Source organism: Erwinia sp. TECH1 (assembly GCF_054057575.1).
Genome location: NZ_JBSRZK010000001.1, coordinates 3,706,336 through 3,720,405 on the forward strand (window position 1 = coordinate 3,706,336; position 14,070 = coordinate 3,720,405).

A 14,070-nucleotide genomic window follows, 5' to 3' on the forward strand; every position below is an offset into this window, starting at 1 on the left:
TTTGTTATCATCATCCCTGACAACAGAGATGTTAATTTGGCCACATTGATGTGGCCTTTTTCTTTTGCGTTAGCTTCGGCTTTTCAGAAAGTCTTCAAAGCTAAGCGTATCACTTTCTTCGATTTCCTGCTGGCTAACGTTTGAACGGATAGCCTCCTGCTCAAAGTCGCTCTCCGTCAGGATCTCCAGCTGCTCGTTCGCCAACTGAGCATGATACTGCTCTGCCAGCGCCAGGCCCGTACCGGCCAGCCCGTTTTCTTTCAGCGCTGTCAAAAAACGCGCCGAATAGGTCAGGTCAGGATCGTCAAACGAGGCGGCCAGACGGTCACAGGCGGCCTGATAATGGCGATCGCCCTGCTGACGATCGAGCGTTTCCGCCACGCGCTGCAGATCTTTAAACAGGTTTTTGCCGACTTCCGCCAGCGGGAACTGCGCTTCTTCGCAACCGATACCCAGCATCAGGCCCGGCTTGCGCCCTTCCAGAATGACCCGGTTCCAGTTGGCGCGCGTGCAGAGCAGCTCTTCGCTACTCATTTCCGGCGCGTCGGCCAGCGTACACCAGATCAGGAACAGATCGAGGAAGCGCACCTGATTTTCATCCACGCCTGTCGGCGAGAACGGGTTAATATCCAGCGAGCGCACTTCAATGTACTCGATGCCGCCGCGCAGCAGCGCATCGGAGGGATTTTCGCCGGAGCGCGTAACGCGTTTCGGGCGGATCGGCGCATACAGCTCGTTTTCAATCTGCAACACGTTAGTGTTGAGCTGCAGCCAGTTGCCCTGCTCATCCTTCACGCCCATACGCGCGTACTCTTCCGAAGGCGTTTTAATCGCCGCCTTCAGCGCTTTGACATAGTCAGGAAGATTATTGAAGGTGATGCCCAGTCCGCTCTGCGATTTATTGGTATAACCCAGGTCACTCAGGCGCAAAGAGGTAGCGTAAGGCAGATAGAGCAGACCATTTTCGGTACGCTCAAACGGTAAGTCCGTCTCTTTCCCCTGCAGGAAAGAAGAACAAACGGCCGGCGAAGCGCCAAACAGATAGGGAATGATCCAGCCAAAGCGATAGTAGTTACGGATCAGGCGCAGATAGCCTTCCGAGATCGCGTCGGTGCTGCTCTGCCCTTCTTTGCCATCCGTCCAGGCCTGCCAGAAAGAGAGCGGCAGCGAGAAGTTATAGTGCACGCCGGAAATGACCTGCATCAGCGCGCCATAGCGGTTCTTCAGGCCCTGCCGATAGAGCGTTTTCATCTGCCCGATATTGGAGCGCCCGTACTGCGCCAGCTCTATTTTATCGCTGTCGTCGATCAGGCACGGCATACTCATTGGCCACATCCGCTCCGCGCCGAGATCGCGTGAGACGTGACGATGAATATCGCGCAGAAAAGCCAGCAGATGATCGATGTCACGATCTACCGGCGTAATAAATTCCAGCAGCGTTTCAGCAAAATCAGTGGTAATCCACTTATGGGTCAAGGCTGAACCCAGCGATTTAGGGTGTCCGCTGGTGGCCAGATGGCCATCAGGTTTAACACGCAGCGTTTCGCGTTCAATGCCGCGACCAATACCTTTCATTGCCTCAGGGTGAGCTTCCAGCCAGGAAAGCGCCTGTGATACGTCCGGGATCAAATTGACCTCCCGCTTGGGGAAAAATTTATTATTGTTCAGCATAATGTTAATCATGATAGCGACGCTTAGCGAATCACTGCCACCATTCCATGCCCTGTAATGTTGCGAAAGCCAGCACGCCATAGCGCAACGTCTTGCCCACGGCGAGCCAGAGCGCAACCGGAAGCCAGGCGAAGCGAAGCCAACCCGCGAGAACGCAAAGCAGATCGCCAATAACCGGCAACCAGCTAAGAAGTAACGCAGCAGGCCCCCAGCGGTGCAGCCACGCTGTTGCTGTGTTATGCCATCGCCCCTGCTGTTTTAGCGGCAGACAGCGGCCGATGATAACGTTGGTTAAACCGCCGAGGGTATTCCCCAGGGCAGCAATGCCGGTCACGCCGAGCGCGGAAGCTTTTCCCGACAGCAGCAGCGAAACCAGCAGCACTTCTGAGTTTCCCGGCAGCAGCGTGGCGCTCAGGAAACCGCTGACAAACATTGAACCGTATAGCCAGTCGCTCACAGACGCCTGACGTCGACAAAAGCCATGCCTGCCGCCTGCGCGGCCTGAATACCGAAATCGGCGTCTTCAAACACGATACAGCGCTCAGGCGCAACACCGATTAATTCGGCGCAGCGCAGAAACGTATCCGGTTCCGGCTTATGACGCTTAACGTCATCAGCACCAACAACCGCGTCAAAATAGTCGCGAAGCCCTAAATGTTGCAGCAGCGCTTCGGCTACGGCGTGCTCGCTGCCGGTACCGACCGCCATAGGCCGTTTACCGCGGTAAGCTTTAACGACGTCAACCAGCGGCAGCGGCTGGACGCTATCGAAAAGCATCTCTTTCAGCGCCGCGGTTTTTTCTGCGGCCAGCTGATGGGGATCCAGGCTGCTCTGATAGCTGTTGATGATAGCTTCCGCTATCCGCCACGTTGGCGAGCCGTTCAGCTTAATCAGCGACAGGTCGTCAAAGCGCATATCGTAGCGCGCCAGAACGGTTCGCCAGGCTTTACGATGCGTAGGTTCCGTATCCAGAATCGTGCCGTCCATATCAAATATCAAGCCGTCATAACTGTCGTACACGGAAGCCTCCGTCCCTGAATCAACGAACGTTTACTTTAGCGTAAAGCACCGAACTTGTCGCTGTCAGCTTGGATCCGCAAATGCCTTGAAACATATAGGGTTTTTTATTATCAGATTATATCCTTGTTAACAGATAGCCTTAATTGAGGCCAAAAAGCACAAAAGTGTAACTATGGAACCTACTCTGGACCGGCAATTAACGGGGGTATATAACGGCAAAAGCAGAAAGTGAGGAAATGTATATTATAAAGCGGCGTGATAATTTCGCCTTGTTAAGGCAGCAAGTATGAGGATACGGAAAGGGTATTGGAAAAGCATCAGGCAGGTTTTTTACAATTCGATCGTAAAGGGTTGCTGTAGCATCAGCGCTATAAGCTTTATACGGTATGGCTGTTCAGAATGGCTATGAGTTGGAATAACAGAAGATGAGGATAATGCGGCTTGCGCTTCGGGTCATTGCTAAGCGTTTTTACTCTTCCTGTACAAGCTGCAAGCTTTTCACAGTATGTCAGTAAAGGTGTTACGACGAGGTATTCAGAAGATGGTGCATCCGGGAGGATGATTCGGCTGGCGCCTCACCCTTACGGGCCGTTGCTAAAGCAACGTTATCATCCCTTGTGCTGGCGGTAACTGCTTGCGCTATGCGAGTACGTTATTGCGACCAGATTTGCAATATATGGTGCATCCGGGAGGATGATTCGGCTTACGCCTCACCCTTCGGGCCATCGCTTAGCGATGTTATCCTCCCTGTACACGCTGCAACCTTTTCACAGTATGTCAGTTAAGATATTGCTGCCGCATTACTAAAATATGGTGCATCCGGGAGGATTCGAACCTCCGACCGCTCGGTTCGTAGCCGAGTACTCTATCCAGCTGAGCTACGGATGCATTGAGGAAAGCTAAAGATACTGCCTGGTACAACTGAATAGGGTGCATCCGGGAGGATGATCCGGCTTACGCCTCACCCTTCGGGCCATCGCTTAGCGATGTTATCCTCCCTGTACACGCTGCAAGCTTTTCACAGTATGTCAGTTAAGATATTGCTGCCACATTACTAAAATATGGTGCATCCGGGAGGATGATTCGGCTGGCGCCTCACCCTTACGGGCCGTTGCTAAAGCAACGTTATCATCCCTTGTGCTGGCGGTAACTGCTTGCGCTATGCCAGTACGTTATTGCGACCAGATTTGCAAAATATGGTGCATCCGGGAGGATTCGAACCTCCGACCGCTCGGTTCGTAGCCGAGTACTCTATCCAGCTGAGCTACGGATGCATTGAGAAACAGTGGGGAGATAACGCGACAAACCTGAGGAGATACAGAAGAAACTGACAGACGTTTAAATCTTTTCATTTCTCAGAAGAGGCTACTGCCGACTTCTACAAAATATGGTGCATCCGGGAGGATTCGAACCTCCGACCGCTCGGTTCGTAGCCGAGTACTCTATCCAGCTGAGCTACGGATGCATAACAAATTCTGGTATAACGCAGGGGTGCTGACGACTCACCTTGATACAGGCTGCTAACGCTGTATCGGTACTACTTAAACAAAGCGGCGACTTGCTAAGCCACTTTATAAAATATGGTGCATCCAGGAGGATGATTCGGCTTACGCCTCACCCTTACGGGCCGTTGCTAAAGCAACGTTATCATCCCTTGTGCTGGCGGCTAATACTTACTGCTTTGCCAGAACACAATGGCTGCAACACTTCTTAAATATGGTGCATCCGGGAGGATTCGAACCTCCGACCGCTCGGTTCGTAGCCGAGTACTCTATCCAGCTGAGCTACGGATGCAAATGGCGGTGAGGCGGGGATTCGAACCCCGGATGCAGCTTTTGACCGCATACTCCCTTAGCAGGGGAGCGCCTTCAGCCTCTCGGCCACCTCACCATACGCGCTCTTATCGAGCTGTGCTTCTGAACTTGTTTCTGCTCATCGGCACTGCGTGGCGCACATATTACTTTCTGGGCCTTATAAGTCAAACATATTTTTTCACTCTCGCGTTTGATTGCGCATTTCCCAGCCAAAATGAGTATTTGGAAAGCAAAAAGAGTGATTTATCAACAATAATCGGCCCTTTCACAGCAAGGAAGTGTGTACAGGCCCGAAGAGATACAGCGAAAGAAAAACAAAGAAAGGCGGGAAAGAAGGACAAAACCGGTAGCGCCTCGCCTGGGCGGCAAGGCGCTGGATCCGTTAGTAACTCGTTTGCTGAGTTTTTTCGGCCTGAATACGCTGATAAATCTCTTCGCGATGAACCGAAACTTCTTTAGGGGCATTCACACCGATGCGAACCTGATTCCCTTTTACTCCCAGCACCGTTACAGTCACCTCATCACCGATCATGAGGGTTTCACCAACTCGACGAGTTAGAATAAGCATTCTTTGCTCCTTGAAAGATTAAAAGAGTCGGGTTAACTGTCGCCCGGCATTATCCATCATATAACGCTAAATATAGACTATGACAAATGCACAACAAGTGCATCATCACGGTAATACATTCTGCTGATACTTAGTTTAGCCGAAATACACACCATCAACCTGACTTTGTGTTTTTTGCGATAACATCTGACAGAATGACGCGGTGAAGCCCTGCCCCACCGCGCTTTCCGGGATGCCTTTTTATAGTGTTACAGTTTTGCCGCCACCCAGCTTTCAACACCGGCCAGAGCCCCTGGTAGTGCTCCGGCATCGGTGCCGCCGGCCTGAGCCATATCCGGGCGGCCGCCGCCCTTACCGCCAACCTGCTGAGCCAGCTCGCCCACCAGCTCGCCGGCTTTCACGCGATCGGTTACATCTTTGGTTACGCCGGCAATCAGCGAAACCTTTCCTTCCGCAACGGTAGCCAGCACGATAACGGCTGACTTCAGCTGGTTCTTCAGATCGTCCACCATCGTACGCAGCATTTTCGGCTCGACGTTAGTCAACTCGCTTACCAGCAGCTTAACGCCCTTGACGTCGATAGCTTTACTGCTGAGAGAAGCGCTCTCCTGCGCGGCCTGCTGATCTTTCAGCTGCTGCAGTTCTTTTTCCAGCGCGCGGACGTTATCCATCAGGCCACGCACTTTTTCATTCAGATTGCTGCTGTTGGCTTTCACCAGGTGAGCGATCTCCTGCAGCTGCTCGCTCTGGGCATACATCTGCTTTAACGCGCCTTCGCCCGTCACCGCTTCAATACGGCGAATACCTGCCGCCGTACCGGCTTCAGAGGTGATGCGGAACAGGCCGATATCGCCCGTGCGGCTGGCGTGCGTGCCGCCGCAAAGTTCGGTAGAGAAATCGCCCATCGTCAGCACGCGGACGCGATCGTCATATTTTTCGCCAAACAGCGCCATCGCGCCCAGCGCTTTCGCTTTTTCCAGCTCCATCACGTTGGTGTCGACCGCCAGGTTACGGCGGATCTGTGCGTTGACGATTTCCTCAACCTGACGGATTTCCTGCGGCTTCATCGCTTCAGAATGGGAGAAGTCGAAGCGCAGATATTTATCGTTTACCAGTGAGCCTTTCTGTGCCACATGATGGCCCAGAACCTGACGTAGCGCAGCGTGTAACAGGTGCGTCGCTGAGTGATTCAGACGAATACGCGCGCGACGCTCTTCGTCCACGTGCGCGGCCAGACGATCGCCGACCCGCAGCTGACCGGAAGCCAGCTTGCCGATATGACCAATCGCCTGCGCATATTTTTGCGTGTCGGTAACGGTGAACACCGCGTCGTTGTTACGCAGCTCGCCGGTATCGCCTACCTGGCCGCCTGATTCGCCGTAGAATGGCGTTTCATCCAGCACGATAACGCCTTCCTGACCGGCGGCGATCGCATTTGCAGGCTGACCGTCCACAAAGATAGCGGTAACGGTCGCGCTCAGCTCAAGCTGGTCATAACCTTTGAAGGTCGAGGCTTCATCAATGCGGATAACGTTGCTGTAGTCCGCGCCAAAGCCACTGGCTTCACGAGCACGCTGACGCTGCTGCTCCATCGCTTTCTCGAAGCCCGCTTCGTCAATTTTCAGATTACGCTCGCGACAGACGTCGGCGGTTAAATCGACCGGGAAGCCAAAGGTGTCATACAGGCGGAAAACGGTTTCGCCGTCCAGCGTGTCGCCCTGCAGCTTCTCCAGCTCTTCGTCCAGCAGCGCCAGACCGCGCTCCAGCGTTTTCGCAAACTGCTCTTCTTCGGTTTTCAGCACCTGCTCAACCTGAGCCTGCTGCTTCGCCAGCTCTTCGCCCGCTGCGCCCATAACGTCAATCAGCGGCGCTACCAGTTTCCAGAAGAAGGACCCCTGCGCGCCCAGCATGTTGCCGTGACGAATAGCGCGGCGAATAATGCGGCGCAGCACGTAGCCGCGGTTTTCGTTGGATGGGATCACGCCATCGCAAATCAGGAAAGCGCAGGAACGGATATGGTCGGCAATGACGCGCAGTGATTTGCTGCTCAGATCGGTGGCACCAGTCGCTTCTGCAACAGCCTTGATCAGCTTCTGGAACAGATCGATTTCGTAGTTGGAGTTAACGTGCTGCAACACGGCGGAGATACGCTCCAGGCCCATACCGGTATCGACGGAAGGCTTCGGCAGCGGCAGCATGGTGCCGTCAGGCTGACGGTTGAACTGCATAAAGACGATGTTCCAGATCTCAATAAAGCGATCGCCGTCTTCCTCCGGACTGCCCGGCGGGCCGCCCCAGATATGGTCGCCGTGGTCAAAGAAGATTTCGCTGCACGGGCCGCACGGGCCGGTGTCGCCCATCTGCCAGAAGTTATCAGAGGCGTAAGCACCGCCCTTGTTATCGCCGATGCGGATAATACGCTCACGCGGCACGCCGATTTCATCTGCCCAGATATTGAAGGCTTCATCATCGGTTTCGTAGACGGTAACCCACAGCTTCTCTTTCGGCAGGTTAAACCACTGCGCGCTGGTCAGCAGCTCCCACGCAAAACCGATAGCTTCGCGTTTGAAATAGTCGCCGAAGCTGAAGTTGCCCAGCATTTCAAAGAAGGTATGGTGACGGGCGGTATAGCCAACGTTTTCCAGGTCATTATGTTTACCGCCTGCGCGCACGCAGCGCTGCGAGGTGGTTGCGCGCGAGTAGCTGCGCTTGTCCTGGCCCAGGAAAACGTCTTTGAACTGGTTCATCCCGGCGTTGGTAAACAGCAGCGTCGGGTCATTAGTCGGGACGAGGGAGCTACTGGCTACAACCTGATGTCCCTTGCTATGGAAAAAGTCGAGAAACGCCTGGCGAATCTCCGCAGTGCTCTTGCTCATAATTGTCCTGGAATCACGCTAACGAACGTTTCGTGGGTTTAAACCTGCCGTAAGGCTAAGCAACACACGAACAAAAAGTGGTGAATAAGATAAATTTTCTTCGGTGCGAAGTAAAATCCCATTGGCGCTCAATCTTCAAAATTTGAAAAAACGCTGCGGATATCTTCGGAAAAGAAGCCTTTAGTCATTAAATAGCGCTGCACTTTGGCTTTTTCCTTCCATTCGGTCGGCAGCGGCAGGCCAAACTTCCGCTCCGCCGAGTCGAACGCCATTTGCTGCCAGTCAATTTCCGTTTTGGCCAGCGTTTCATCGATCAGCGGCTTCGCCACGCCCTTCTGCCCCAGCTCCATACGGATGCGCTGCGGGCCGTAGCCCTTACGGCTGCGGCTGGCGACAAAGCGCTCCGCAAAGCGGGCATCGTCCAGATAATTGCTTTCATAACACCAGGCGACGACCCGATCGATTTGCTCTGGCGTAACGGATTCAGGCTGCTGCGCCTGCGTTTTAGCATACATCGCGGCCCGCTCTGCAGAGAGCGAAAGCTTGCGACGAAATTCCGCCTCGCTGTGATCGCGCATGGCCAGAATGCGCATGGCCCTATCTAACAGGCGGGTAAACTGGCTTCGTTCGGTGGCGTCAGACATCTTGCTCCGGTTATGCAAAAAATTAACTCATGGTAAGGGTAGCGAGGAACCGCAAAAGAAACAAAGCGCTTTGGCTAATGTGTGGAGAAAGGCGGCAAAGGCGATTTGTAAGCGGGAAACAGGTGATACAAGGCGTTTCGTAACGCTAAAACAGGTAGCGCCAGGCGGCTCGCCCCCTGAAACAAGTTAGTTCGTACGTTAAAAGCAGGCGCCGCCGGGCGGCTCGTACACTGAAAAAAATTGATACAAGGTGATTCGTACGCTGAAAACAGAGGGCGCCTGGCGACTCGTACCCTGGAAAAATCAGTACAAGGCAGCTCGTTCGCTGGAAAAAAACTCGCCTGGGCGGTTCACAGCGCTGAAAACAATGCTCTTTTGCGCGTGTGCGCAATAGAAAGAACCTGGCTGCTGCCGTAACAAGCTGGTTCAGAAAGCGTAAGTCGAAAATAAAAAAGGAGCGGCACAGGGCCACTCCTTTTCAGCGCTTTCCGACTATCTGCCCTCGCGGGCTGCTAATCAGAAGTTTTCGTTAGTTTCGCTGGCTTCATTGGCATCATCTTTGTCAGCCACGAAGTCTGGCGTCGTGTCCGGATTGTTCATCAGCGTAGCGCGCAGCTTGTTTTCGATCTCGGTAGCCACAGCCGGGTTCTCTTTCAGGAAGTTGCCGGCGTTTGCCTTACCCTGACCGATTTTATCGCCGTTGTAGCTGTACCAGGCACCCGCTTTTTCAATCAGCTTGTGCTTCACGCCAAGGTCTACCAGCTCGCCGTAGATATTGATGCCTTCGCCGTACATAATCTGGAACTCAGCCTGCTTGAACGGCGCGGCGATTTTGTTTTTCACCACTTTCACGCGGGTTTCGCTACCGACGACTTCGTCACCCTCTTTAATCGCGCCGATACGGCGGATATCCAGACGAACAGAGGCGTAGAATTTCAGCGCGTTACCGCCGGTAGTGGTTTCCGGGTTACCGAACATCACGCCGATTTTCATACGGATCTGGTTGATGAAGATCAGCAGCGTGTTGGAGTTCTTCAGGTTACCGGCCAGCTTACGCATAGCCTGGCTCATCATACGAGCCGCCAGACCCATATGCGAGTCGCCGATTTCGCCTTCGATTTCCGCTTTCGGCGTCAGCGCCGCCACGGAGTCAACGATGATTACGTCAACCGCGCCGGAACGCGCCAGCGCATCACAGATTTCCAGCGCCTGCTCACCGGTGTCCGGCTGCGAGCAGAGCAGATTATCAATGTCCACGCCCAGCTTTTTAGCGTAAACCGGATCGAGCGCATGCTCGGCATCGATAAAGGCGCAGGTTTTGCCCTTGCGCTGTGCAGACGCGATAACCTGTAACGTCAGCGTGGTTTTACCGGAAGATTCCGGCCCGTAAATTTCGACGATACGGCCCATTGGCAGGCCGCCCGCGCCCAGCGCGATATCCAGCGAAAGCGAACCGGTAGAGATGGTTTCCACATCCATAGTGCGGTCTTCACCCAGGCGCATGATGGAGCCTTTACCAAATTGCTTTTCAATCTGGCCCAGCGCTGCTGCCAGTGCTTTTTGCTTGTTTTCGTCAATAGCCATTTCCACTCCTAATCACGTGGGGGTAAAGCACGCTTTCGCGGCTTCGTGTCTCAATCAATATGGGTGCAATTATACTGTATAGTCATACAGTATCAAGCTTAATTTTTAAGAAAATGGTCACGTAGCGTCAACAGCGCATAAGCCGTGGCCTGACGTCGAACGGCCTCTCTGTCGCCCGCAAAAATTTTGCGCTGCGCCAGCGAGTTAGCGCCTTCCGCTGCGAAGCCGAACCACACCGTTCCCACCGGTTTTCCTGCCGTTCCGCCATCGGGGCCAGCGATGCCGCTGACGGCTACGGCATACTGCGCGCAGGCCTGTTTAAGCGCCCCTTCCGCCATCTCTGTCACCACCTGTTCGCTGACCGCGCCAAAGCTTTCCAGCGAGGCGGCCGTCACGCCCACCAGCGTCTGCTTGGCCTCATTGCTGTAGGTGACAAAGCCCCGCTCAAACCATTGTGAACTGCCGGCGACGTCGGTAATCACTTTTGCTATCCAACCGCCCGTACAGGATTCCGCCGCGGTAACCGTGGCATTAAGGCGCTGTAAATGCTGACCGATTTCCTGGCTTAACAGGCGCAATTCGCTGTCCGTCATTCTTGTTCCCTGCTTGCTTATCGTAAGAATGAAGATTAGCACTTTTTAGCCAGGCACGAAGAGACAAAGGCGGGATTTGCGAACCGCTTTCATAAAGTCAGTCAGGAAAAGCGTTGTAGAAACAGGCGATTGCCCGGCAACGCGCCGCCGGGCGATCGGGAGGTAAAACTGACGTTACTGACGGGCGTCGCGTACGGCCTGGCCCAGCTGCCACACGGCCATCGCATAGTGATTGCTGTGGTTATAGCGGGTAATAACGTAAAAATTCGGCAACCCGTACCAGTATTGATAGTAAGTGCCCATATCAAAACGCAGCAGGCTGACCTGCTGATTGTCCTGTAGCGGCACCTGCGGCGACAAACCGGCGGCAGAGAGCTGCGCGGCCGTATAGCGGGTTTTGAAGCCCGTTTCCAGCTGCGGCGCTTCGCCGTTAGCCGGTACGGCTACGGTGCCGCCTTTTATCCAGCCGTGCGCGCTGAAATAGTGGGCCACGCTGCCTATTGCGTCTACAGGATCCCAAAGATTGATATGGCCGTCGCCATTGAAATCAACGGCGTATTGCTTAAAGGCAGAAGGCATAAACTGGCCGTAGCCCATGGCGCCAGCGAACGAGCCGCGTAAATCAAGCGGATCGTCGTTCTCTTCTTTCGCCATCAGCAGGAAGGTTTCCAGCTCGCCGCTAAAGTACTCGGCGCGACGAGGATAGGCGAACGCCAGCGTCGCCAGCGCATCGATAATACGCGTTTTACCCATTACGCGTCCCCAGCGGGTTTCGACGCCGATAATGCCGACGATGATTTCCGGCGGCACGCCGTAAACTTCCGAGGCGCGATTGAGCGCGTCCTGATATTGATTCCAGAACTGGACGCCGTTCTGCACGTTATCCGGCACGATAAATTTTTTGCGATAGCGGATCCAGGCGCCGTTCGGGCCGGAGGGTGCCTGATAAGAAGGCGCCTGCCGATCCATCAGCCGCAGCACCCAATCCAGCCGCTTCGCCTGCGCCAGCACGTTATGCAGCTGCTGACGGTTAAAACCGTGTTCGCGCACCATTTTATCGATAAAGGCTTCGGCCGTCGGGCTGTTGGCGAAATCGCCGTCCAGCGGCGCTACGTTATGCTCGGGATCCAGTAAAAAGCTGTTGTTGCCCCGAAAAGGATTGCCGTGAGGCTCAGGCGCAGGGGCTTTACTGCTGCAGGCGGAAAGCAGCAGCAGCGCGGGCAAAAATGAGGCCAGATAACGCATTGAATATCCAGAGTGCAAAACGGAAAAGTAGCATTCATGTTAGAACATCGCCAGCCATTCTGAAAACAGATGTTATGTAAATCTGCCGCTTTTTTCCTTTCTCTTTTCCTGCGCGGCCAGACGGCGTAAACTCGCTGCTGCCATTAAAATAAAACGCCATTTCATTTAATAGAAAATAGCATTTTATCAAATCAGGAGGAGTAATGAGCAAACAGGCTGCGGTGCTGCTGGCGCCGGGATTCGAAGAGGCGGAGGCCTTTATTATTATTGATATATTAAACCGTCTGCACGTTAAGGTAACGACTGTCGCCTGCCATGATACGCGTGAGGTGCCCAGCTACCATGCCGTGCCGGTGGTAGCGGATGTTCTGCTGGCGGGCCTGGATAAAGAGTTTGACGCCGTGGTTATCCCTGGCGGGCCGGAAGGCACCGTTAACCTGGCGGCCAACCCGCTGGTCACGGCGTTTATTCGCCGTCATGACGAAGCGGGAAAATGGATTGCGCCGATCTGTTCCGCTGCCGCGCGCGTGCTGGGCGGCAATCATCTGTTGAAGGGCCGTCGCTATACCTGCTCAGGTGATTTGTATAAGGGCGTTACCGATGGCGTTTATAGTGCGGAGGAGGTGGTGGAAGACGGCAACCTGCTGAGCGGCAAAGGGCTGGGCAAAAGTTTTGAGTTCGCCTTTCAGCTGGCCTGGCGCCTGACCGACGATACCGAAACGGCCGATTTCCAGGCTGACCACATCTATTTTGACCACTGGCGCTCTTACAGCGGGCTAAACGCCAGCTAGTCTGTGCTGTCGGCAGGCGCCCTCGCCTGCCAACCTTTACAGCGTCAGCGACTCGCGGCTGATGTCGGCTACCGATTTCGCGCCGGTCAGCGTCATCGCCACGCGCATCTCTTTTTCCATCAGCGAGAGCAGATTCACCACGCCAGCTTCGCCCGCTGCGGCCAGCGCATAGACAAAGGCTCGGCCCAGCAGCACGCTGTCCGCGCCCAGCGCCAGCATCCGCACCACGTCCAACCCGGTTCGTATCCCTGAATCCGCCAGGATCTTAATGTCGCCTTTTACCGCATCGGCAATGGCGGGCAGCGCACGCGCGGTAGAAAGCACGCCGTCCAGCTGACGGCCGCCGTGGTTAGACACCACAATGCCATCGGCGCCGAAGCTCACGGCATCCTTCGCATCCTGCGGATCGAGAATGCCCTTAATGATCATTGGCCCTTGCCAGAACTCACGGATCCACTCCAAATCTTTCCAGGAGATAGAGGGATCGAAGTTGGCGCCCAGCCAGCCAATGTAGTCTTCCAGCGTGGTCGGATGGCCGCGATAGGCCGAGACATTGCCCAGATCGTGCGGCTTGCCGTTCAGGCCCACATCCCATGCCCACTGCGGATGCAGCATGGCCTGCACCATCCGGCGGAAAGCCGCGTTCGGCCCGCTCATGCCGGAATGCGCATCGCGGTAGCGCGCGCCAGGCACCGGCATATCCACGGTAAAGACCAGCGTTTTTACCCCTGCGGCTTTGGCCCGCTCCAGCGCGTTTCGCATAAAGCCACGGTCTTTTAAGACGTAAAGCTGGAACCACATAGGCCGTGAAATCGCAGGCGCGACCTCTTCGATGGGACAGACGGAAACGGTGGAAAGCGTAAAGGGAATGCCCATTTTTGCCGCCGCGCGCGCCGCCTGCACTTCGCCACGCCGTGCATACATGCCCGTCAGTCCTACCGGCGCGAGAATGACCGGCATCGCCAGCTTCTCGTCGAACAGCGTGGTTTCCAGGCTCAGCTCGGCCATATTTTTCAGGATGCGCTGGCGTAGCGCGATATCGGCCAGATCGGCCGTATTGCGCCTGAGGGTGTGCTCGCTATAGGCGCCGCCGTCGATATAGTGGAAAAGGAAAGGCGGCAGCCTGCGCCGTGCCGCTGCCCGGTAATCCGTTGATGCGGAAATGATCATCTGGTTTCCTGCCTTGTTAAAACGCTCGGCTTCATCGCGAAGCAAAGTAAACGAGCCGCGAGAGCGGCCCGGAAGAACAGGCAGTGTAGTCGAG

11 protein-coding genes and 5 tRNA genes are annotated in these 14,070 nt (G+C 54.9%); 1 reads left to right on the top strand and 15 read right to left on the bottom strand.

Translation table 11 applies throughout. The features are described 5' to 3' along the window. Nucleotides 1-69: 69 nt before the first annotated feature. The 14 genes from gshA to mltB form a co-directional block, all read right to left on the bottom strand. Nucleotides 70-1,671: a glutamate--cysteine ligase gene (gshA, locus tag ACVWZ0_RS17420; RefSeq protein WP_253458991.1), complete on the bottom strand. Its 1,602-nt coding sequence runs from the start codon at nucleotides 1,669-1,671 to the stop codon at nucleotides 70-72. Nucleotides 1,672-1,702: 31 nt separating this feature from the next. Beyond that, complete coding sequence (locus ACVWZ0_RS17425) at nucleotides 1,703-2,128, bottom strand: YqaA family protein (protein ID WP_125287465.1); 426 nt, start codon at nucleotides 2,126-2,128, stop codon at nucleotides 1,703-1,705. Then, nucleotides 2,125-2,691, bottom strand: a complete 567-nt coding sequence (yqaB, locus tag ACVWZ0_RS17430) for a fructose-1-phosphate/6-phosphogluconate phosphatase (RefSeq protein WP_253458989.1) — start codon at nucleotides 2,689-2,691, stop codon at nucleotides 2,125-2,127. The genes ACVWZ0_RS17425 and yqaB overlap by 4 nt, the downstream gene beginning before the upstream one ends. 811 nt (nucleotides 2,692-3,502) lie before the next feature. Beyond that, nucleotides 3,503-3,579 (bottom strand) — tRNA-Arg (locus tag ACVWZ0_RS17435). 309 nt (nucleotides 3,580-3,888) lie between these two features. Further along, nucleotides 3,889-3,965, bottom strand: a tRNA-Arg gene (locus ACVWZ0_RS17440). Between the two features lie 114 nt (nucleotides 3,966-4,079). Beyond that, nucleotides 4,080-4,156: transfer RNA gene (locus tag ACVWZ0_RS17445), tRNA-Arg, on the bottom strand. A 252-nt stretch (nucleotides 4,157-4,408) separates the two neighbouring features. Further along, a tRNA-Arg gene (locus ACVWZ0_RS17450) sits at nucleotides 4,409-4,485 on the bottom strand. Nucleotides 4,486-4,488: 3 nt separating this feature from the next. Beyond that, nucleotides 4,489-4,581 (bottom strand) — tRNA-Ser (locus ACVWZ0_RS17455). Nucleotides 4,582-4,887: 306 nt separating this feature from the next. Beyond that, nucleotides 4,888-5,073, bottom strand: a complete 186-nt coding sequence (gene csrA, locus ACVWZ0_RS17460) for a carbon storage regulator CsrA (protein ID WP_004155916.1) — start codon at nucleotides 5,071-5,073, stop codon at nucleotides 4,888-4,890. 248 nt (nucleotides 5,074-5,321) lie between these two features. After that, a complete protein-coding gene (alaS, locus tag ACVWZ0_RS17465) occupies nucleotides 5,322-7,949 on the bottom strand; it encodes an alanine--tRNA ligase (protein ID WP_253458987.1) in 2,628 nt (875 codons plus the stop codon). A 128-nt stretch (nucleotides 7,950-8,077) separates the two neighbouring features. Continuing rightward, on the bottom strand, nucleotides 8,078-8,593 hold the full coding sequence (locus ACVWZ0_RS17470) for a regulatory protein RecX (RefSeq protein ID WP_253458984.1): 516 nt from the start codon (nucleotides 8,591-8,593) through the stop codon (nucleotides 8,078-8,080). A gap of 516 nt (nucleotides 8,594-9,109) precedes the next feature. After that, on the bottom strand, nucleotides 9,110-10,177 hold the full coding sequence (gene recA / locus ACVWZ0_RS17475) for a recombinase RecA (protein ID WP_253458981.1): 1,068 nt from the start codon (nucleotides 10,175-10,177) through the stop codon (nucleotides 9,110-9,112). A gap of 98 nt (nucleotides 10,178-10,275) precedes the next feature. Continuing rightward, nucleotides 10,276-10,770, bottom strand: a complete 495-nt coding sequence (pncC, locus tag ACVWZ0_RS17480; RefSeq protein ID WP_253458978.1) for a nicotinamide-nucleotide amidase — start codon at nucleotides 10,768-10,770, stop codon at nucleotides 10,276-10,278. Nucleotides 10,771-10,944: 174 nt separating this feature from the next. Beyond that, the gene (mltB, locus tag ACVWZ0_RS17485) at nucleotides 10,945-12,015 is read right to left on the bottom strand and encodes a lytic murein transglycosylase B (RefSeq protein ID WP_253458975.1); all 1,071 of its coding nucleotides are present in this window, start codon (nucleotides 12,013-12,015) and stop codon (nucleotides 10,945-10,947) included. Between the two features lie 203 nt (nucleotides 12,016-12,218). Between mltB and ACVWZ0_RS17490 the strand changes: the two genes are divergently transcribed. Next, nucleotides 12,219-12,806 (top strand): DJ-1/PfpI family protein, encoded by a 588-nt coding sequence (locus ACVWZ0_RS17490; protein ID WP_253458972.1) that lies wholly within the window; start codon nucleotides 12,219-12,221, stop codon nucleotides 12,804-12,806. Between the two features lie 36 nt (nucleotides 12,807-12,842). Here the strand turns inward: ACVWZ0_RS17490 and lldD are convergent, their stop codons facing one another. Then, nucleotides 12,843-13,976: an FMN-dependent L-lactate dehydrogenase LldD gene (gene lldD / locus ACVWZ0_RS17495; protein ID WP_253458967.1), complete on the bottom strand. Its 1,134-nt coding sequence runs from the start codon at nucleotides 13,974-13,976 to the stop codon at nucleotides 12,843-12,845. Nucleotides 13,977-14,070: the final 94 nt, after the last annotated feature.